This is a genomic window from Caproicibacterium amylolyticum (assembly GCF_014467055.1).
Classification (GTDB): domain Bacteria; phylum Bacillota; class Clostridia; order Oscillospirales; family Acutalibacteraceae; genus Caproicibacterium; species Caproicibacterium amylolyticum.
Genome location: NZ_CP060696.1, coordinates 746,091 through 765,280 on the forward strand (window position 1 = coordinate 746,091; position 19,190 = coordinate 765,280).

Annotated in this window: 17 protein-coding genes and 1 tRNA gene; 9 read left to right on the forward strand and 9 right to left on the reverse strand. The window is 47.5% G+C overall.

Going from position 1 to position 19,190, the window contains the following annotated elements:
• Positions 1 to 13 precede the first annotated feature (13 nt).
• A complete protein-coding gene (locus tag H6X83_RS03305; RefSeq protein ID WP_212507751.1) occupies positions 14 to 256 on the forward strand; it encodes a pro-sigmaK processing inhibitor BofA family protein in 243 nt (80 codons plus the stop codon).
• A gap of 54 nt (positions 257 to 310) precedes the next feature.
• On the opposite strand, the gene H6X83_RS03310 is transcribed toward H6X83_RS03305, so the two are convergent.
• Both H6X83_RS03310 and H6X83_RS03315 read right to left on the reverse strand, forming a co-directional pair.
• Entirely contained in the window at positions 311 to 883 is a 573-nt protein-coding gene (locus H6X83_RS03310; RefSeq protein WP_212507752.1) for a DUF4364 family protein, read from the reverse strand.
• A 76-nt stretch (positions 884 to 959) separates the two neighbouring features.
• Positions 960 to 1,364: a helix-turn-helix domain-containing protein gene (locus tag H6X83_RS03315; protein WP_212507753.1), complete on the reverse strand. Its 405-nt coding sequence runs from the start codon at positions 1,362 to 1,364 to the stop codon at positions 960 to 962.
• 388 nt (positions 1,365 to 1,752) lie between these two features.
• Between H6X83_RS03315 and rpsB the strand changes: the two genes are divergently transcribed.
• From rpsB to H6X83_RS03330, 3 genes are all read left to right on the forward strand, one after another.
• Positions 1,753 to 2,484: a 30S ribosomal protein S2 gene (gene rpsB / locus H6X83_RS03320; protein ID WP_212507754.1), complete on the forward strand. Its 732-nt coding sequence runs from the start codon at positions 1,753 to 1,755 to the stop codon at positions 2,482 to 2,484.
• A 48-nt stretch (positions 2,485 to 2,532) separates the two neighbouring features.
• A complete protein-coding gene (gene tsf, locus H6X83_RS03325) occupies positions 2,533 to 3,447 on the forward strand; it encodes a translation elongation factor Ts (RefSeq protein ID WP_212507755.1) in 915 nt (304 codons plus the stop codon).
• A 94-nt stretch (positions 3,448 to 3,541) separates the two neighbouring features.
• Entirely contained in the window at positions 3,542 to 4,390 is an 849-nt protein-coding gene (locus H6X83_RS03330) for a carbon-nitrogen hydrolase family protein (RefSeq protein WP_212507756.1), read from the forward strand.
• A gap of 43 nt (positions 4,391 to 4,433) precedes the next feature.
• Here the strand turns inward: H6X83_RS03330 and H6X83_RS03335 are convergent, their stop codons facing one another.
• From H6X83_RS03335 to H6X83_RS03345, 3 genes are all read right to left on the reverse strand, one after another.
• Positions 4,434 to 4,940: a hypothetical protein gene (locus H6X83_RS03335; RefSeq protein ID WP_212507757.1), complete on the reverse strand. Its 507-nt coding sequence runs from the start codon at positions 4,938 to 4,940 to the stop codon at positions 4,434 to 4,436.
• Complete coding sequence (locus H6X83_RS03340) at positions 4,937 to 5,758, reverse strand: ADP-ribosylglycohydrolase family protein (protein WP_212507758.1); 822 nt, start codon at positions 5,756 to 5,758, stop codon at positions 4,937 to 4,939. Before H6X83_RS03340 ends, H6X83_RS03335 begins: the two co-directional genes overlap by 4 nt.
• Positions 5,759 to 5,929: 171 nt before the next feature.
• A complete protein-coding gene (locus tag H6X83_RS03345; protein ID WP_212507759.1) occupies positions 5,930 to 6,148 on the reverse strand; it encodes a cold-shock protein in 219 nt (72 codons plus the stop codon).
• A 305-nt stretch (positions 6,149 to 6,453) separates the two neighbouring features.
• On the opposite strand from H6X83_RS03345, the gene H6X83_RS03350 reads away from it, so the two are divergent.
• From H6X83_RS03350 to H6X83_RS03365, 4 genes are all read left to right on the forward strand, one after another.
• Positions 6,454 to 6,540, forward strand: a tRNA-Leu gene (locus tag H6X83_RS03350).
• Between the two features lie 329 nt (positions 6,541 to 6,869).
• Positions 6,870 to 7,466, forward strand: coding sequence for a hypothetical protein (locus tag H6X83_RS03355; RefSeq protein ID WP_212507760.1), 597 nt, complete (start codon positions 6,870 to 6,872; stop codon positions 7,464 to 7,466).
• Positions 7,467 to 7,802: 336 nt separating this feature from the next.
• Positions 7,803 to 9,560 (forward strand): flagellar assembly protein A, encoded by a 1,758-nt coding sequence (locus H6X83_RS03360; RefSeq protein WP_212507761.1) that lies wholly within the window; start codon positions 7,803 to 7,805, stop codon positions 9,558 to 9,560.
• Between the two features lie 59 nt (positions 9,561 to 9,619).
• Positions 9,620 to 10,924 carry a methyl-accepting chemotaxis protein gene (locus tag H6X83_RS03365; RefSeq protein WP_212507762.1) on the forward strand — a complete coding sequence of 435 codons (1,305 nt, stop codon included), beginning with the start codon at positions 9,620 to 9,622 and terminating at the stop codon, positions 10,922 to 10,924.
• A gap of 38 nt (positions 10,925 to 10,962) precedes the next feature.
• Here H6X83_RS03365 and H6X83_RS03370 read toward each other — a convergent pair whose 3' ends face one another.
• On the reverse strand, positions 10,963 to 11,733 hold the full coding sequence (locus H6X83_RS03370; RefSeq protein ID WP_212507763.1) for a PilZ domain-containing protein: 771 nt from the start codon (positions 11,731 to 11,733) through the stop codon (positions 10,963 to 10,965).
• A gap of 370 nt (positions 11,734 to 12,103) precedes the next feature.
• Here H6X83_RS03370 and H6X83_RS14665 point away from each other — a divergent pair, with 370 nt between their 5' ends.
• Positions 12,104 to 13,681: a flagellin N-terminal helical domain-containing protein gene (locus tag H6X83_RS14665; protein WP_281391049.1), complete on the forward strand. Its 1,578-nt coding sequence runs from the start codon at positions 12,104 to 12,106 to the stop codon at positions 13,679 to 13,681.
• Positions 13,682 to 14,021: 340 nt separating this feature from the next.
• Here H6X83_RS14665 and H6X83_RS03380 read toward each other — a convergent pair whose 3' ends face one another.
• Genes H6X83_RS03380 through H6X83_RS03390 form a run of 3 tightly spaced genes read right to left on the reverse strand, consistent with a single transcriptional unit; the run spans position 14,022 to position 18,980 of the window.
• Positions 14,022 to 16,916: a transglutaminase-like domain-containing protein gene (locus tag H6X83_RS03380; RefSeq protein ID WP_212507764.1), complete on the reverse strand. Its 2,895-nt coding sequence runs from the start codon at positions 16,914 to 16,916 to the stop codon at positions 14,022 to 14,024.
• A 13-nt stretch (positions 16,917 to 16,929) separates the two neighbouring features.
• Positions 16,930 to 18,042, reverse strand: a complete 1,113-nt coding sequence (locus H6X83_RS03385; RefSeq protein ID WP_212507765.1) for a DUF58 domain-containing protein — start codon at positions 18,040 to 18,042, stop codon at positions 16,930 to 16,932.
• Positions 18,039 to 18,980 (reverse strand): AAA family ATPase, encoded by a 942-nt coding sequence (locus H6X83_RS03390; RefSeq protein ID WP_212507766.1) that lies wholly within the window; start codon positions 18,978 to 18,980, stop codon positions 18,039 to 18,041. The genes H6X83_RS03385 and H6X83_RS03390 overlap by 4 nt, the downstream gene beginning before the upstream one ends.
• Positions 18,981 to 19,190 lie beyond the last annotated feature (210 nt).

Consider the following 19,190-nt stretch of genomic DNA (forward strand, 5'->3'; position numbering starts at 1 on the left):
CATTCTTTTTGCTGTGATTATTGTGGCAGCGTTTTTGCTGTGTGCTGCACTATTGGCTGCCGGAAAAAATCCGCGGCCTTTTGCCGCCGCCGCAGGCAGTGTAGTGGCCGGACTGGCAGCACTGCTGGCAGTCAGCCTGACGGGCAGTTTTACAGGAGTGTCGCTGCCCATTTGCCCGGTGACGGTGGGGGCATCCGCCTTCCTGGGGATACCGGGTGTTACAACGCTGCTGCTGCTGAACTTGATTTTCTTATAACCATAAGAGAAGACCCGGTACTTTTGCACCGGGTCTTCTCTTATATGGATTTGTTTATTTTTTCAGTACATTTTCTGCCATTTCGCGGTCATCCGTCAACAGAGCGAGTAGCATCTGGTAGACTCGCTCCGGCGCTTCTTGAAAATTGCGTTTAATTAGTTTTGCCTGACGCATATCCGGCACTGTGAGAGAACAAGACATCATTTCTTCTTTGCCGCCGGAGATGTGGCACTGTACCTGAAATCCAGAGGGACATTTGGAGATTTCCACTGCATTTTCACGTTCACGGCGCGCCTGTGCCAGCAGCCCGAGTGCTGCACGCACTACTTTGTCGCGAACGGAAAGCGGCAGGGCGGTGTCGAGCTGACGCGCAATGGCACGTGCCTGCGGGCTGGCAGTGTAGCAGCCGTCTTTGAGCAGCAGGTTGCCATTTTCGGTCAGTTCCTCAAGCGTAGCTGTCAGCTCAAAGTAATTTGCAAGCCCTAAGCCCTGCACACTTTGCAGAATATCCTCACGGGAAAGCGGAGCGTTTACACTGGTCAGCAAGTAACAAAGCAGGATACGAATTTCATCCCGCGTTCGCAGACCGCCGGGTTCCACACCTGCCGTAAAAGCGTCATAAGCCATCTGTCAGACACCTCCATTTGTTTCATTTTAGCACAAAGGCTGGTGTCAGCGCAACAGAAATGAGGGTAAAACCCGCTTAGGGCTTTTTATGAGGTGCTTTCTGTGTTTGGTCAGACAGTGCGGTCAAAATCTTCCCTTTGGTTTGCCGGTCTGACAGGCGGAAAAGTGCTACCAGCCGGCGCTCTTCCGGGCGGAGTTCATAAACGTGGGAAAGATTGTGGTCAAATTCCGTGAAAGTCAGTGCTTCCGGGTCAAAAACGGTGGGCAGATTTTCTTCATTGTCTAATAATGTAGAAACAGAAACGTTGAAAATGTCTGCGATTTTTTTCAGGGTGCTCAGCGGGGGAGTGGTGCGGTTTGTTTCGTAGTAGGCATAAGTAGAACGGTCAAGACTGAGCAAATCGCTGATTTGCTGCTGTGTATAGCCGTTTTTTATACGCAGTGTACGAAGCTGCTGACCAAGATGAATTCCGGATTTCATATGCTGTCACCATCCCTGTTTACAAGAACCTCATACAATTTGATAGTATTTAATCATAATTCTAATTTATTGTAGCGTTCGCGGATGCAAATAACATGATTGTGTGAACAAATTTCACCATTTAACATTAAGATTCCATAAATAGTGTTAAAAAACATAAATAGAATATAATATAAAGAATTTGATTTTTAGAAGTACCTGCGGCCATTTTTTATGAAAGTTTTGCTTGTATTCTGTCCATGATTCTGCTATACTATTAACATGCGTGTAATAACACGCAAATTTTATGTTATATCTATTTCGCACGCTGTGTTTGTGCGGGGCGGTGTCCGTTCAGGATACCCTGCACGGTAGGCACAGCGGAGGAAAAACCAAGGAGGAAATCAAAATGTCAGTCGTATCTATGAAACAGCTGCTCGAAGCCGGTGTCCATTTTGGCCATCAGACACGCCGCTGGAACCCGAAAATGAAACAGTATATCTTCACAGAGCGCAATGGTATTTACATCATTGACCTGCAGAAGACTGTCCGCAAGCTGGAGGAAGCTTACAACTTTGTACGCGACCTTTCCGCTGATGGAAAGAGCGTTCTGTTTGTCGGCACAAAGAAGCAGGCACAGGACTCCATCCGTGAAGAAGCAGAGCGTGCAGGCGCTTACTTTGTTAATGCTCGCTGGTTGGGCGGTATGCTCACCAACTTCCGTACCATCCGCCGCCGCATTGACCGCCTCAAGCAGCTGCAGACCATGAAGGAAGACGGCACATTCGATTTGCTGCCGAAGAAGGAAGTTGTCAAGCTGAACCTCGAAATCGAAAAACTTGAAAAATTCATGGGCGGCATTAAAGATATGAAGGCTCTGCCGGGCGCGCTGTTCATCGTTGACCCGCGCAAAGAGCACATTGCAGTTACCGAAGCCCGCAAGCTGCACATTCCGATTATTGCAATTGTTGATACCAACTGTGACCCGGATGAAATTGACTATGTGATTCCGGGCAACGATGATGCTATCCGCGCAGTACGCCTGATTTCCGCTACTATGGCCAATGCAATTCTGGAAGGACATGAGGGTCAACAGGGTGCTGCAGAGGAAACCGAAAAAGTTAAAGAGGCTGCTGAATAATTTCACAGCTTTTTATGTGGATAAAATAATAATCGGAGGATGAATTAAATGGCTTTTACAGCAAAAGACGTTAAAGAACTGCGTGAAAAGACCGGCTGCGGTATGATGGACTGCAAAAAGGCACTTACCGCTTCCGATGGCGATATGGAAAAGGCACTGGACTTCCTGCGTGAAAAGGGTTTGGCTGCTGCTACAAAGAAAGCTGGCCGTATTGCTGCTGAAGGTGTTGCTTTTGCAGCAACCAGCGAGGACGGCAAGGTCGGTGTTGCAATCGAAGTAAACGCAGAAACAGACTTTGTTGCAAAAAATGCTTCTTTCCAGGAATTCGTCAAGATTTGTGCAAATACCGTAATGGAGCAGAACCCTGCTGACGTAGAGGCTCTGCTGAAGTGCAAAGTTTCCGACAGCGACAAAACTGTTGATGACATTCTGAAAGAAAAGATTCTGACTATTGGCGAGAACATCAAAATCCGCCGCTTTGAGCGCGTTGAGGGCCATGCAGCTTCCTACATTCATGCAGGCGGTAAAATCTGCGTTCTGGTTACTTTTGATACAACTGATGAAATTGCCGCAAAACCGGAATTTGACGAAATGGGCAAAAATATCGGCATGCAGATTGCCGCTATGAATCCGGAGTATCTGGATGACGCACATGTTCCGGCAGAAGTTGTTGAGCGTGAAAAGAAGATTGCAAGTGAGCAGGCTGCTGCTTCCGGCAAACCGGCCAACGTCATTGAGAAAATGGTTGTCGGCAAGGTAAAGAAGACACTTAAGGAAATCTGCTTGGTCGATCAGGAATATGTTAAAGAGGGCAAGCAGTCCGTTGCACAGTATATTGAATCTGTTGCAAAGTCCTTGGGCGGCAAGATTACCATTACTGGTTTTGTTCGCTTTGTAAAGGGTGAAGGTCTTGAAAAGCGTCAGGACAATTTCGCAGAAGAAATTGCAAGCATGGTAAAATAATCAGTTGATTTATTGGCTGTGAAAAAAGCATCCCGGTTATGGCTGGGGTGCTTTTTTACATCCATCTTAGCATTTATGGAGAAAGGGAAGCAGAATGAAAAAAACACTGCACGTGGCTGTGGTGCAGAAACGTTCAAAGAATCAAGATTTTACAGCAAATACACAATATGCTTTGCAAATACTTGAAGAGGCAGCTGAACGGAAAGCTGACATTGTGTTGTTTCCCGAGTGCTTTCTTACAGGTTATGAACTGCCAATCACAAATGCAGAGGCACTTCCGGAGGACAGTCACTACATACAGGCGGTTTGCCGAAAAGCAAAAGAGCTGCAGATTGGCGCAGTGATTACCGCGTTGACCAGAGGCAGTGAAAAGCCCAGAAATACAGCATTCCTTATTGACCGTACCGGCACAATCCTGCTGCAGTACGCAAAGGTACATACCTGTGATTTTGCGGATGAAGCCTGCCTTGAAAGTGGAGACGCCTTTGAGGTGTGCGAATTCGATGGCGTTAAAATCGGAATCATGATTTGTTATGACAGAGAGTACCCGGAGAGTGCTCGTGTACTGATGATGAAGTGTGCAGAGTTGATTTTGGTTCCCAATGACTGCGGTGCGATGCGCCCACGGGTACAGGCACTTTCCACGCGTGCCTATGAAAACATGGTTGGCGTGGCAATGGCAAACCCGCCAGGAGAAAATGCAGGCTGTTCCTGCGCTTTTTCACCGATTTGCTGGAACGAGAACGGGAATTGTGTGGATAACACGCTGTTGCTTGCAAACGACAAAGCAGATGAAATCTTTACAGCAAATTTCGATATTGCGGCTTTGCGGAATTACCGTTCTCATGAGATGATGGGGAATACGTTTCGTAAAGTAAAAGCATATGGAGAATTGCTGAATACAAAAATTGCACCGCCCTTTGTGCGCAGTGGACAAAATTGAACGTACAGCCGGTTTCCAAGTTGCGTTAGGAAATCGGCTGTTTTTAGTGGTCAGTCAATTTTTGCAGGAAGCGGCGGAATGGAGAATCCGTATGGTCAGAAACACTGACAAGCCATTCTGGCAGAATTTTTTCCATAACCGCCTGCGGGACAGCATAACGAGACGGGCTGCGTTGATTTTTCAGATCATTCATGATATAGCTGAATCTGCGCTGCGTGAATTCTTCATTTGGCGTCACGCTTTCCCGATTAGTGGGTAAGGTATAATGCATCACGCAGTACATATAATCCGCCCAAACACTGTATTCAGTCAGCCAAACACACTCCGGCGGAACGTTGAGAGTCAGCAGGACACTGCTGCTGATTTTACCATTTGTGCAGCGCTGATGACCTTTTAAGTATCCGAAAATCGGTGCATCGCAGTGTAAACCCAAAAGGTTGATCAAGCCCTGATATGCTATATCAAACCCAAGATTTCGGTGTGCACGGTATACTTTGCCTTGACGCAGAATTTCCAGAACTGCCCGTGACTGATATGTTCTGATTATCAAGAGAGAGTTCCTCCTTTGGCAAAACTAGTTTCCGGTTCTGCAGTAGCCCAGTCATATAAGAAAGTATCGGTCCGTCCGACTATAACAGGCTTAATTAAATATTGTCGCAGCAGTTGGTCGTTATTGAATCCTGTGCTGTGGTAAAAGGCTTCGGCAATGGCGCCTGCAATACAGCCGACCGTATCGGTGTCGCACAGGCAGCTAAAGACATTGCGGATACAGCTTTCAAAGTTGGTGCTTTCCAGAAAACAGGTAAACGCAAGCGGCATGGTTCCCTGACAGGTCAACTTGATTTTACTGACTGGTCTGCGCATAGCAAGGGGAACGGTGAGGTTATAGCCATAGCGTTTTTGTACAGTTTTTCGGATTTCCTTTTTATCGAAGCCGCTGCGCGCCAGAAAAACTCCTGCAGCTGCGGCCTGTGCACCTAAAATCCCTTCCGGATGGTTGTGTGTGCAAACGGCACTTTCGGCCGCTTTTTCCTCCACTTCTTCCAGCGTAGCGTAAAATTCGCCGATGACTCCGGAACGCATGGCAGAGCCATTACCGCAGCTGCGGTAAGGACGGCATCCGGTAGCGAGCCAGTCCTGAAACATAGAGCCGTAACCGGCGTGTGGGTAGCGCCGGCCAAAGGTGCGGTAGGCACTTTCAAAGCTGCAGCCGGTTAAAATGGCATATTTGCTGGCAATGGACATAACAGTGTCATCTGTGTAGCGGCAATCCGTGGTAAAAAGCGGTTCGGTACGCCAGTTAAAGCTGGCGGGGCGGCTGAATTCAAACCTTGAACCGGCAATGTCGCCGAGAATGGAGCCAAACATGGGCTCTCCCTCCAATATGAGGAAAATGTGCGCACAATCGCGCGAAAAATTGTTCAAAACTTAGTATACCGGATTTTGCAGAAAAATGGAAGACAGAACGAACAATTTTCGTACAGATACAAAAAAACGGTGGAAAGCACAAGGCTTTCCACCGCAAGGTTCAGGAATTAATTAGATACCCTGAACGTTAGCAGCACGGAACTTGCTGCTGTTCTTCGGGTCAGGCTCTACATCATAAGTGACCTTCTGGCCTTCTGCCAGGGTCTTGAAGCCTTCGCCCAGAATGCTGGAGAAGTGTACAAATACATCGCCGCTGCCGTCATCGTTGGAGATGAAGCCGTAGCCTTTTGCCTCGTTGAACCATTTTACTGTACCAGTGTTTGCACCCATGTCAGGTACCTCCTTGAAAAAATTGAACTTTATCGGTATTTTGCTGCAAAGAAAAAAACACATGGACCGTAAATCAAAAACGATCTTTGATCTACAATACCATGTGAATCAAATCGTGCTTTAAAATACTAAACATACTATATCACTAGCTTTTGTGTTTGTAAAGCCTTTTTTACAAAAAAACGTAAAGAACTTTCCGACAATATTTTCAGAAAATTCGAAAAAAAGTGTTGACACAACGAAAATGTTGTGATATTATATATTAGTCGTCGGCAGTATAGAATTGCAGACGGCGGAAATTGAATGCGAGAGTGGCGGAATTGGCAGACGCGCATGGTTCAGGTCCATGTGAAAGCAATTTCATGAGGGTTCAAGTCCCTCCCCTCGCACCAAGCTAATGAGTGCGGTTGCATGGGATTTTATCCATGCAACCGCACTTTTTGCTTTTTTGAGTGCAAAATGCTGTACTTTTGTACTTAAATCAGTAGTAGAAATACAGCATATTATAGTAACAAGATAGTAGATTGGAAAACAGATAACAGCAAAAATTCTGTTACAACACTTCCGCATAAAAAAGTGTAGACAGAATTTTGCTATATTTCTTTATAAGTATTATTTTCAGGGAATTAGTGGTATATTTATAATAGGTAAAATAGAAAAGATTTAGGCGAAAGACAGCCGAATTTTCAAACTGTCTGTGCTGGAAAAGGAGGGCTTTTCTATGAGTATGCAGGTTAATGGAGTCGGCAATGACTATGCAGCCAGACTATATGAAATGCGTTTGCTGCAGCAGACGCGCCGTGCGCAGGATACACCAATCGATGCGGTACAGCCTGTGCAGCGTACAGAAACAGCCACCAATACCGCCAGAGTTTCCCGCACGTCTTCTGTACTGACGGCTGATCAGGTGAACTTGAGCGCACGCGCGCAGCAGCTGCTTGCACAGAAAAGCGGCGGTACATCCCTAACTTACGGTACTGCACTTGCATCTGCGGATGTGCTTGCTTCCGGCGTACCGCGTACCGGGCAAATTCTGCCGGAAAAAGCGGACTTGCCCAGCGGTGTTTCGGCAGTTTCTGCTACACGCCCTACAGCACGAAATTTTGGCAATCCATCCCGCACATCGGAAAAGGCGGCAGTGAATGCAGTTGTGGGGCAAAGTGTCACTTTTGAAGAAAGTCTGCAGAATTCTGCGCAAAAGGCCAGCTCGGCTTCACAAAAGGTGCTTTCTGCAGGAATGCAGCGTTATGTACAGGTGCAGAACAGTGTAATACCACAGGTACAGACCACTGCAGTAGCAATGAATCTGCTGGCATAGGTGAATGAATTTGTAGCAGTCCTTGTTTTCAGTAAAGAAGCTGAGAATGAGGACTGCTGTTTTTTAAGCAATGGATAGATAGAACCATTTTATTATACATTGCTAACTATCCTTTGAAAAATTCGATAAAAACAACACAAACATTTTATTATGTATCAATATCCGATAAAATTTTAACTGATTTTTGCGATAATCTATAGACGAAGTCAAAAACATGTTGTATAATAGGCTAATATTGGCGATAGGAAATAATACATCCATGTTCTGCATTTTGCTTGAATTGCTGTAAAAGCAGAATAGTGCCTTGAAGGAGAAAGGTGCGGAGGTGGAAAAAGTATGAAAGGCAGAACTGAGAGAGAGGAAGACAGCAAAGAAGGGAACGAGAACTTTCTGTTTTCTCTTTATCAGAAATTTAAAAAACACGAAAAAAATAAGAACGATGAAGCAGAAACAAATGCAGAAAACGAGCAGGATACCTTAACGGAGCTGTCCGAAGAACCAATGGCGGAAACTACGGAGAGGCAGCCGTTTTCGCTGCTGGCACTGCAGCAAATGAGCCTTGACTGCGCACAAAAATATGGATTTTCGCCGCGTGAACCCTGCATTGAAAGTTTTTTGGGCGATTTTGTGCCTGACAACAAAGAGGTAGAAGACCTGCTCCAGAACTTGGACCGCGAAGCACAGAATGTTTTGCAAGCGGTTGAAAAGACAGCCGATGTGGAACCACGGCCCAAAGTAAACGGCCGCGTTCTGATTTATATTTCACAAGACGGGATGCAGGCATGGGCATTTGTATTTCCACCGCTGTTTGGCGGTGAACCTGTAAACCATGAAGAAGTTCTGAATGCAATGCATATTATGCAGGTGAAGGCCGGCATTGATGAGGATGCAGTCAGCAAACTGACGCAGGAAAGTGTGTGGCTGCACTTGATTCGTATCGCTGCAGGGACTGCCCCGGAAAACGGAATAGACGGCAGAATCGAAGAAGTTATTCCGCACACAGTCGGTACACCTTACATGGAGTCCAGCTCTGATATCGTGGATTATAAAAATCTAAATTGGATTGTGCATGTACAGGAAAAAGAAGTCATCTGCAAAATTATTCCTCCGACTCCGGGAAAGCCTGGTATTTCTGTACTGGGAAAAGAAATTCCCTGTACATCGGGCAAAAAGCCGCCGCTGCCGGTCGGCAAAAACACACAGCTTTCTGAAGACGGCACGGAGATTATTGCAAAAACAGACGGCCAGATTTTTTATGAAAATGACCAGTACCGCGTGACAGATGTTATACAGATCAAAGGTGACGTTGATCTTTCCACCGGGAACATCGATGTTAAAGGAAATGTTTTTGTGCAGGGCAATGTGCGGGACGGTTTTTGGGTAAAAGCAACCGGGGATGTCAACATTTCCGGCAGCGTTGGGGCGGCAACCGTTCAGGCTGGCGGCAGCCTGTTTGTGCGCAGCGGCATAAACGGCAGTGACCAGGGCAGATTGCAGGCCGGGGGAGACGTGAAATGCCGGTACATAGAAAGCGCAGAGGTACAGGCCGGCGGCAGTGTCTTTGCCGATAGTATTTCAAATTCCAACATTAGCTGTAACGGCTCAGCAGTTGTGGAGTCTGGCCATGGTGTCATCGTTGGCGGCAGCATTACGGCTATGGAGGAAATCCGCGCAAAAGAAGTTGGCAATGAGCGGGGCTTAGTGACGCGCTTGAATCTGGAGCGAACACCAGAGCATATTGCACAGAAAACGCGCGTTACCAAAGAATATGAAACCGTCAAGGAACAGGTGCAGACCGCTAAAGCACAGCTAAAAGCCCTTGACAAGTCCGACGATCCCGAAATAGTGAAAGCGGTTAAGGACATTCATTTTCGGCTGTCCATTTTTTTGGTGAAGCAGGACAAGCTCAAGCAGCAAATGGACGAAATCCAGGCGCGGGAAGAAAAACTGAGCTATGCAAAAATGAAAATTTCAACATTATATCCAACAGTTGCCGCGCGCATCAACGGCATTTCCCGCCTGATTATCAGCGAGGAAACAAACTGTTTGATTTTCCAGTCTGATACGGATTTGGAGATTGGACGCTTCAGCTGATATTTGTTTTGTCAATTTTTAGATTCTCATTTAACATATTTCGAAAGAAGGATTGCTTTATGAATCGTAGTCAAAAAATTTCACAGAAGCTGCTGTTTACCATTGGCGGTATTATGCTTTTAGGAGTCGCTATGCTGATAGTTTCCATGGTGGCTATGAGTAATATCAGCCATGTACAGAATGCACAGGAAATGCAGAGTCAGGTGCAGACGTGGATTGTTATTCTGATTGTCTTTATCGTTATTTACTGTGCATTGGCGATTTTCCTGACGCTGAAAACAGCAAAGGATATTGCTGGCCCAATTAAGTCTCTGAAAGAAACAGCTGAAGATCTTGCAGCAGGCAAGCTTGACGCAAAACTTGACTATGCCAAGGACGATGAAATTGGTGAATTGGCCGTAACACTGGGGAAAACAGCTTCCTGCCTGCAGGGGATTGTAACGGATCTGGTCTATAATCTGCACGAAATGTCAGGAGGTAACTTTCAGGTACATTCAAAGTTAGGCGATGACGGATATGTTGGTGACTTTGAGGCCGTGCGCAAACAGCTTGGCATTATTAAGCAGGGCATCAGCAACACCATGAATCAGATAACACAGGCAGCGGATGAGGTTGCCGGCGGTGCAGGGCAGGTTTCCTCCGGCGCACAGGCGCTTTCTGAAGGTTCTACACAGCAGGCAAGCTCCGTACAGCAGCTTGCAGCGACCATTGATGAGATTTCTGCAAAGATTGAAGAAAACGCAAAGAATGCACAGGAAGCAAACCAGCAGGCCAAAGAGGTTGGCAGCTGCATGACGGAAAGCAACAAACAAATGGAAGATATGATTAGCGCTATGAACCATATCAGTGAAACTTCCAGCAAAATCAGCACGATTGTAAAGACCATTCAGGACATTGCATTCCAGACCAATATCCTTGCACTGAATGCTTCCGTTGAAGCTGCACGTGCCGGCTCCGCGGGCAAGGGCTTTGCAGTTGTGGCTGACGAAGTTCGCAACCTTGCAAACAAGAGCCAGGAAGCTTCCCAAAATACTGCAAAACTGATCGAAGAATCGCTTTCTGCAGTGGAAAAGGGTACTTCCATTGCTAACAGTACAGCACAGTCACTGGGTACGGCAGTGGATGGCGCCAAGAACTTGGAAGAAACGATTGATAAGATTTCTGCAGCTTCCTCTACACAGGCGCATTCTGTTCATCAGGTAACAGAAAGTGTTGAGCAGATTTCCAGCGTAGTGCAGACAAACTCCGCAACTGCCGAAGAAAGTGCGGCAGCCAGCGAGGAACTTTCCGGTCAGGCACAGATGTTGAAAAATATGGTTGGTGGCTTCAAACTGCGGAAAACAGCGCAGCTGTTCAACAACTGACAGAAAGGAAAATCCCGCTGCTTAAACAGCGGGATTTTTTATATACGTTTGCTTTTTTTAATTTGTTTTCCCTGCTCCTGCAGAAGAAACGTGCAGAGCAGGTTATTTTGTGCAGAAGAAACTTCAAGGAACTTGCAGCCGGTTGTTTTTTGATGTGTATCCTCACAGTTACCGGATGTGCGAACTGACAGACAGGTGAGCTCTGCAGGTTTGTTTAGCAGTTTGAAGTTGAGAATCAGCCGCTCGTGAAGCCGAAAAATTTCTGCACATTTAAAGCGAAGTCCGCCGGCACTTAAATCCACGATTTGGATGGAGTGCGCAATAGGTTTTGCGATTTTCGGCTTTGGTACGCGCTGGTCAAGTTCTTCTTCGGTCAGTTCTTCACCAGTGACAGCCGCGATCTGCTGCTCTGTTTGAACGCGCGTTGCATAATCCAGCTGCCGCAGGCGGTTAATGCTTTGTGCGCGGGAGATGTCGTTTGCGCGAAAAGCAATTCCCGGCAAGTCAACTGCCAGCCGAAAGCTGTCGCGTCGTTCCCGACTGGTTAACAGACGAATATCTTTGACGCGCATGAATGCATTTGTGGAGATGTAAACTTTGCCCATCATTTCACGGCCGCCAAGTTCGCTGCTGTGCAGATATATTTTTACCGGGCGGTTGTAGTGTGCCAAAGCCAGAGCGCCGCGCGGGTCGCGGATAACCAGTTCATTGTTGTAGTAGCCTGCCAAAATTCCGGTTGCCAGCAGCTCATTTTCGTCTGACTTGATTTCACATGGGGAATTTATGTAGGATGTTTCAGATGCGCTCATGCTTTTTCCTCCCGTTTCCATGTTTAAAACCCGATTTATAGATATTTTATTATAGGGCAGAAAATGGAACTTTGTCAAGTTACATTGGATCCAAGTCAGCAGTATGTCTAACTTTATGTGATAAATATTACAATATACACAACATATTATGGAATTGTTTGTATAATATTTGGGTTGTGGTTTGCCTAAAATAATCGATAATAGTGTTAGCAACAATAAATAACCGCTTGCAAAACAAGCAGTTACAGTTGCTCAATCATTTGATTTCATTCCTGACGGCTGGCGCGCGGTTTGCCGGGTTTGAAATATATATTAAAAACATGGCATATGGGTGCAAGGATGCATCCCGCCAAAACATGGAGGTACAATTATGGGCATGGTAGTAAGAACCAACACAATGGCAATGAACGCTCAGCGCATGATGAACATCAACAACAACAAGGTTTCTGCATCTCTTAAAAAGCTGTCCTCTGGCTTCAAGATCAACTCTGCAGCTGACGATGCAGCTGGCTTGGCAATCAGCGAGCACATGAAGGCTCAGATTAAGAATCTGGATGCTGCTTCCAATAACTCTCAGGATGGTATTTCTGTTGCACAGACAGCAGAAGGCGCACTGAACGAAGTGCATGATATGCTGAACCGTATGTCCGAGCTGGCCACAAAGGCTGCGAACGGTGTTTACACTGACACACAGCGCGGCAACTACAGCGACGAAGTCAACCAACTCCAGTCTGAAGTTGACCGTATCGCTGATTCTACAAACTTCAACGGCATTAAGTTGATGGATGGTACTCTGGGCACGAACGGCACTTCTGGTGTTCCGACAGTTGATGGTAAGAGTGCATTGACTTTGACTTCCAACCCGGCTACTGCATTGGTGTCTACAACGGCTGCTGTTGCTGTAAATACAGCTGCTGCAACTCCTACAACTACATCTTATACCTTCAAGATTCAGTCTGGCGATAAAGTTATTGACAAAACTTTCAACGTGGTTTCTGCTTCCACAAGTGCGACCAGTGTTGATATTTATGAAGGCGACAAGAAAGTTGGTACTGCAGCTGCAGCTGCTGGCGTCGCGACTGTAGCAGATTTGGGTACAGCTTTCGTTGGCATTTTGAACTCTGATGCTGATACAAAAGCAGTTGGTACATTTGCAGATTCTGCAACTCCTGATGGTAAAATTGCACTGAGCTCTACTGAACTGGGCTCTAAGGGTGCACAATTTATTCAGGATTCTACTGGTGCCGCTGTTACAGCCACTGCTGGTACTGGCAAAGATGCATATCAGTCCGCAACGGTAGCAATTGGTAAAACTTTCACAGTTGGCAATAAGGATTTTGCTTTGTATGATACACAAGCAGAGGTTGATGCTGCAGCTGAAAAGGGTATCACTGGTGTAAAGGTAGCTACTGCAGGTACGGTGGTTACAGGTGATCTTTCAACTTTAGCGGGCAAAATTAAGGATAAGACAGGCTATGAGCCGACTGTTAATGGCACAACGCTTGAATTCAAAGCACCTGTTGGCGCATCTTCTACTAGTGCAAATGGTCTGGTACTGCAGGTCGGCGATACCTATGATGACTACAACAAGCTAACTCTTTCCATCAATGATATGCATGCAAGTGCACTGGGTGTTGGCAAGAATGATATTAGCATTGCTACACAGACAGACGCTGGCAAGGCAATCAAAGTCATCAACGACGCAATTGACAAGGTTTCCAAGCAGCGCTCCAGCCTTGGTGCTATCCAGAATCGTCTGGACCACACCATCAACAACTTGAACACCACAAGTGAGAACCTGACATCTGCTAACAGCCGTATCCGCGACACAGACATGGCGAAGGAAATGATGGAGTACACACAGAACAACGTGCTGACTCAGGCTGCTCAGGCTATGCTGGCACAGGCAAACCAGGCTCCGTCTCAGGTACTTCAGCTCTTGAAGTAAGATTTGCATTCTGTGAATCCGGTTCGGTTATAAAAAAGAGCCGTCCCTTAGTGGGGCGGCTCTTTTGCGTCCTGACTTTTGGGGCCGCGGCTGGGTATAATAAAAGCAGATGGAAAGCGTATTTGCTTTCCAACGGGACGGTCAGAGAAATAACCTCATACTTTGGATGAGGTTATTTTTTGTTATCACCAAATGTGCGAACAGCCACAATAATCAGCGCAACTGTGCTTGTCAGTTTGATTGCATATATTTTTTATCTGCACATTATATTCTACAGAATATAGAAATAATTGCCTGCAAAAAGGCTGCCCATTTTGGACAGCTTTTTGTTTCGGAACAGTTATTCAATGTTTTCGAACCAGCGTAAAACGAAACGTCCCCAAGCACCGTGCTTTGCAAGTGCTTGCTGGGCGGCAGCTGACGCAAGTGACAGCAGGTGCTGCATTTCCTCTGCGGTTAAACCTTGTTGGCTGAACAGTGCCTTTTCACAAAGCTGCTGTGCTTCTATACTGAGCGGTACGCCGTAATCGGTAAGCTGCTGCAAATAAGTGTAGACTGCGGCTCCGGCAGCCTTGGTGTCTGCCTGTGTGAAAGCCTTTTTTCGCCGCGCAAGTACCCATGCGTGCCGCAAAAGAATAACGGCCGCAAGCAGGACGGCCATACAAACGATAACCCAAAGCAAATCGGAATCGGCAGAATCCTTTGATGTGATCTGCGCAGAACTTCCGGAAGCTGTGCTTGTCGTGTGGCTGGACACAGCCGCGGAAGACGCGGTCGCTGTCTTTGAGGATACAGCGCTGGCAGATGCCTTTGAAGAACTGACGGCTGGCGCGTGTGAACTTTTAGAGGGAGTGGCGTATGAGGCAAGATTGTTTTGCGTGGAAAGCGTGGTATAGCCCGGCGTTGCCTCAAAAGGCACCCAGCCAAGCCCCGGCGAGTAAACTTCAACCCATGCGTGTGCGCGGTCATCCGTAACATTAACTATGTTGCCGGCGCGGCCATTGAGCTCGCTCGCGGGTACATAATAGCCCTCGGCGTATCGGGCGGGAATTCCCAGCGTGCGGAGCAGCAGTGTCGCCGCAGTGGCAAAGTGAACGCAATAGCCATTTTTATTTTCATTAAGAAAATAATCAATGAAATCCGTACCGGCAGGTGGTGCCCCCGGTGAGAGCGTGTACTGGCAGGAAGAGGCTAGTTGCTGCATAACCTGCCTGACAACGGAATTCACCGCGCTGCCGTTGGAATCACTTGCTAATGGCGAGACGCTTTCGGGGCTAAGCGAGTGATCCTTTAGCCAGGCTGTGAGCGTTGGACGCAGGGAATCGGGCACCTGCGTATTTTCCTTGTAAACAGCTTTGCGGTACTGATATTCATACTCCAGAAAATTTGCAATGTCGCTGTTAATAGCCTTTAACTGAATCGGCTGTGCGGTGTCCTGCAGTACCTGCGTGCCTTTTTTGGTCAGCGGATACAGCAGCTGTGTGTAATACTGCTTCATGTCCATCAAAGCGTACGATTTTAAATTCTTTTTAAAAGTCGCTTCGTCAATCGATTCAAAAATACTGATATTGATATTCAATGAGGGGTCTTGCTTCTTCTTGAGAATATTATCAACATCCTGCTGTGTCAGCAGATAGCTGGCAGCTCCTTGGGAGCCTTCTTTACCTGAATCTGTGTAGATGTACTGAAATCCACTGCGCAGAGAAATCATGTTGTAAGCGGCTTGACAACTGTACAGTTTCAGCATTTCACGCTGTGCATCGGAGATTGGCGAGGAGGTCTGCCAGGCAAATTCGGCTGCAGTATTTGTAAACAGGCTGTTTGGAAGATTCAGTGAAATGCCGGAATTGGAGGTTATTAAAAACGAGATTCTGGCAGGTGTAAGAATTGGCCAGCTGCCAGTGGTGTGTGCGGCAATGTTTCCATTGGCTGCGTAAGTGCCCAAGCGGCTGTCATCCGAGCAGGAATAGAATGGGATTGTGTAGGAGCTTTTCCCAAACAGGCTGGAAAAGCGCACACGCAGGTCGCGGTCATATTCAGCACCGTCCGGCAGGGAACAGAAGCCATAGGGAACGAAAATGCAGCGGGAATTAGCCGCAACGTTTTCAATGGAAATTTTGGAGTCCGCGCGGGGATTCAGGTTGTAAGCAGTGCGTTTTAAGCTCTCATACTGTGACATAAGCGTTTGAATGTTGTTTTGCAGGTACGAATTGTTTTTGAGGGACGCATTCTGCAAAAAGCTGTTATAAGCTTTGCCGTCAGACAAGGACCAGCTGCTGTCGGAATACTGCGTTCCGGTAAAAGATTTTAGGTACTGCGCTTCCTGCGAAGCAGTGGCAACACGCAGCATGGTTTTGCCGGAAAAGGAAACACTCTCGGTGTTTTTCATATTCACGCGGCTGACCGAGTTGGCCAGACCGCCGTAAGCGTGCTTCGGCGAAAGGTTGTTTACCGCGTTTTCAAAGGAAAAACGCAGATTTTCCAACTGCTGCGGCCGCACATAACTTTCCGGATGCAGCATGGAGCACAAAATCCCTGCGATTAACAGTGCGGCGGGCAGAGCAAACCAGCCGCGGCGAACTGCAGCGCGCGGTGCAGAAATACGGGAGCGAAACCGCAGGGCAAACAGTGCGGCACAGGTGGATACTATGGGAATCATTCCTTTTACGGGCGGCGCAATCGACATAAAAAGCGCAGGCGTCAGCAGCGCGAAGCAGAGCAGCGTACTCAGCAGTGCCATACGGTAATGAATCAGCAATGCAAAAATTACGGTAAGCAGTGTAAACAGAAGAAGCATGAAAAGCAGGATGCATTCTGCATCGGTATAACCGATGACAGTGCGAACCGACAGCGTATTAAAGTCATATTGTCCGCGGGAGGCAGTGGAAAGGGTGTCAAGAGCAAGATTGATGGTCAGCAGCGTCCCGCAGGCGGCTGCCTGAATTTTTTGTACCAACACAGTGGTCCAGATGACTCCCAGCAGAAGCAGAATGATAAATCCGCCTTTGCGCCAGTGCAGACACAGCTGCACCAACACCGCCAGTACGCAGAATATCAGCAGTGGTAAAAATTCCGGAATCGTAATGCGATACATATTCACACAGCAGTGAAAAAGGCCGCTTAAAAGCAGTATAGAAAGCAGGCAGTCCAGCAGAACCGAAAAAATCGGCTTTTCCTGCTGCAGAGTTATGTTTGGCTCTTCCAGATGGAGTGCTGTATTCATTTTTCCTCTCATGTAACCGCCTCCTTTACAGCTGCAGACCGTCAAGCGTTTCTGCAATTTTTCCAGGCTGAACGAAATAGAAATGATTGCCGCTGCTTTCTTCCGGTGCCTCATTGCAGCTGAAAACAACGGCATTTTCCGGCAGCAGATTCGAATGAACCGTACCCGAAGTGACGTACAGAAGTGGATGTGCAGCAACCTGCTCGTAAGAAGCAAGTGCAGCAGCACGTTCCTGCGGCTGCGCGGAAAGCAGTCCCACTTCTGCTTCGGCGGAGGTGTCCTCGGAATCGATCCAGACGCTGTGCAGTTCATTTCCGCCAAACCACAGCAGGCGGTGGCGCTGTCTGGCGGAAAGCAGTGCAGCAGAAAGGGTCAGGGCTGTTTCTGCAGTACAGCTGAGCAGCTTGGGCGGTGCCTTTTCTAATTCCACCAGAATATCCGGTCCGGCGGGAAGCGGCAGGCTGCCTTGCCGCACCATTACACTGCCGCGCTTTTCGCTCAGCTTCCAGTGAATACTGTTCAGCCGGTCACCCGGCTGGTACTCCCGGACAGCAAAAATTTCAGAAGCATCATTACCAGGATGGTGCGTGTCATATTCTGCGCTTCCGCCCTCCATTTCCGTTTGCGGTGCTGTAAAAATCTGTAGTGATGGTATCTGCGGCAGAATCAGTGCAAATGCCTGCCGCTGCGTCAGCAGAATTTTACGGTTGAAAAGGCCGAATAGATCGCAGGCAGTCAGTTTTTCAACCGTCAGTTCCAGCCGACCGCAATAGGGGGAAACGACCGGCAGTTCCAGCACACCGTTTGCTGTTGCCGGAAAATGCAGCTTTTTGTGAAACTGTTCTCCAGTCAGTAGATTGTGACAGGAAAATTGCAGCACGATTTGGCCAACAGGCAGGTGCGAATGATTCTGCAGCCGAAAATGGAATACCGCTTTTTCACCGCAGGCGGCAGAAATCGTTTGCTCTGTAAAGGAACAGAAAAGCTTTTTGTGAAGCGGCAGCATCAGAAGCAGTGAACACAGCGGCAGGCAGAGCAGAAATAAAAGCAGAAACATAGAAAAGTAGCCAATGTAGAAGATCAGGAAAAGCACAGAGCACAGCAGGGCTATACTATATAGAATTCGTCGGCTGGTCATTTGTTTCTCCTTGCACCGGGGGCGGGGGTGTCCTTTAGAATTTGTTCCAAAACACTTTGCGTAGATGCGGAAGAAAGTTTTGCCTGTGCCGAGAGCAGCACGCGGTGGCAAACTGCATCTGTAAATACAAACTTAACGTCATCCGGAACAACGTAATCTCTGCCCTGCAGATAGGCACAGGAGCGTGCAAGGGCAGCAACGGCAATCGAGCCTCGCGGACTTGCGCCCAGCTTCAGCAGGGGCGTTTCCCGCGTGGCTGTGGTCAGCTTGACAATGTATTCCAGAATTGAATCCTCACAGAAGACCTGCGCGCTTTCGGTCCGCATTTCCAGCAGCTCCTCCGCGGTGGCAATCTGCTGCACAGCGGAAAGCGGGTTTCCGGTATGCTTCCTGCGCAGGATTTCAATTTCATCCGTCTGCGCGGGGTAGCCCATCGAGAGCCGCATCATGAAGCGGTCCATTTGACTTTCCGGCAGAAGCTGCGTGCCGGCACTGCCGACTGGATTCTGCGTGGCAATGACGATAAACGGCTGAGGCAGCTTGTGGGTAACGCCGTCCACAGTCACGCGGCCTTCCTCCATGACTTCCAGCAGTGCACTCTGTGTTTTACTGCTTGTCCGATTGATTTCATCCGCGAGGAAAAGGTTGCACATGGCTGCACCGGGCTGAAAAACAAAATTGCCGGTTGCTTTATTATATACTGTAAAGCCGGTTACATCAGACGGCAGAACATCCGGTGTAAACTGAATGCGTTTGCATTCCAGCCGCATGGTACGGGAAAAAGCCAGCGCCAGCGTGGTCTTGCCAACACCGGGGATGTCCTCCAGCAGGATATGACCGCCGGACAGGATCACCATGAGTGTTTTTGTCAGAATTTCATCTTTGCCCACGACTGCTTTGCGGACTTCCTGCAGAATTTGGGCCGCTTTTGTATGCATTTTGTTTCCTCCTCGGTATGATGCTTCACAATTCAATTATTATCATTATAAATGGATTTGGCAGAACTGTAAATAAACGTTTGTGTTTTTGCTGTAAAATAAACGAGGTCGACAGAAATCATTTTGTTTTTTGGGGTAGTTGTCCTATAGTAAACATATCCCGCTTTCGGGGAAGAAAGGCGGGTGGAATTTTTTCTATATATAATAGTA

Excerpts from the sequence above, each read along its gene's own strand:
- rpsB (WP_212507754.1), top strand. The coding sequence starts at position 1,753 with ATGTCAGTCGTATCTATGAAACAGCTGCTCGAAGCCGGTGTCCATTTT.
- H6X83_RS03390 (WP_212507766.1), bottom strand. The coding sequence starts at position 18,980 with ATGCATACAAAAGCGGCCCAAATTCTGCAGGAAGTCCGCAAAGCAGTC.
- H6X83_RS03345 (WP_212507759.1), bottom strand. The coding sequence starts at position 6,148 with ATGGGTGCAAACACTGGTACAGTAAAATGGTTCAACGAGGCAAAAGGC.
- H6X83_RS14665 (WP_281391049.1), top strand. The coding sequence starts at position 12,104 with ATGGGCATGGTAGTAAGAACCAACACAATGGCAATGAACGCTCAGCGC.
- H6X83_RS03385 (WP_212507765.1), bottom strand. The coding sequence starts at position 18,042 with ATGACCAGCCGACGAATTCTATATAGTATAGCCCTGCTGTGCTCTGTG.
- H6X83_RS03370 (WP_212507763.1), bottom strand. The coding sequence starts at position 11,733 with ATGAGCGCATCTGAAACATCCTACATAAATTCCCCATGTGAAATCAAG.
- H6X83_RS03340 (WP_212507758.1), bottom strand. The coding sequence starts at position 5,758 with ATGTTTGGCTCCATTCTCGGCGACATTGCCGGTTCAAGGTTTGAATTC.
- H6X83_RS03315 (WP_212507753.1), bottom strand. The coding sequence starts at position 1,364 with ATGAAATCCGGAATTCATCTTGGTCAGCAGCTTCGTACACTGCGTATA.
- H6X83_RS03365 (WP_212507762.1), top strand. The coding sequence starts at position 9,620 with ATGAATCGTAGTCAAAAAATTTCACAGAAGCTGCTGTTTACCATTGGC.
- H6X83_RS03330 (WP_212507756.1), top strand. The coding sequence starts at position 3,542 with ATGAAAAAAACACTGCACGTGGCTGTGGTGCAGAAACGTTCAAAGAAT.
- tsf (WP_212507755.1), top strand. The coding sequence starts at position 2,533 with ATGGCTTTTACAGCAAAAGACGTTAAAGAACTGCGTGAAAAGACCGGC.
- H6X83_RS03355 (WP_212507760.1), top strand. The coding sequence starts at position 6,870 with ATGAGTATGCAGGTTAATGGAGTCGGCAATGACTATGCAGCCAGACTA.
- H6X83_RS03310 (WP_212507752.1), bottom strand. The coding sequence starts at position 883 with ATGGCTTATGACGCTTTTACGGCAGGTGTGGAACCCGGCGGTCTGCGA.
- H6X83_RS03360 (WP_212507761.1), top strand. The coding sequence starts at position 7,803 with ATGAAAGGCAGAACTGAGAGAGAGGAAGACAGCAAAGAAGGGAACGAG.
- H6X83_RS03380 (WP_212507764.1), bottom strand. The coding sequence starts at position 16,916 with ATGAGAGGAAAAATGAATACAGCACTCCATCTGGAAGAGCCAAACATA.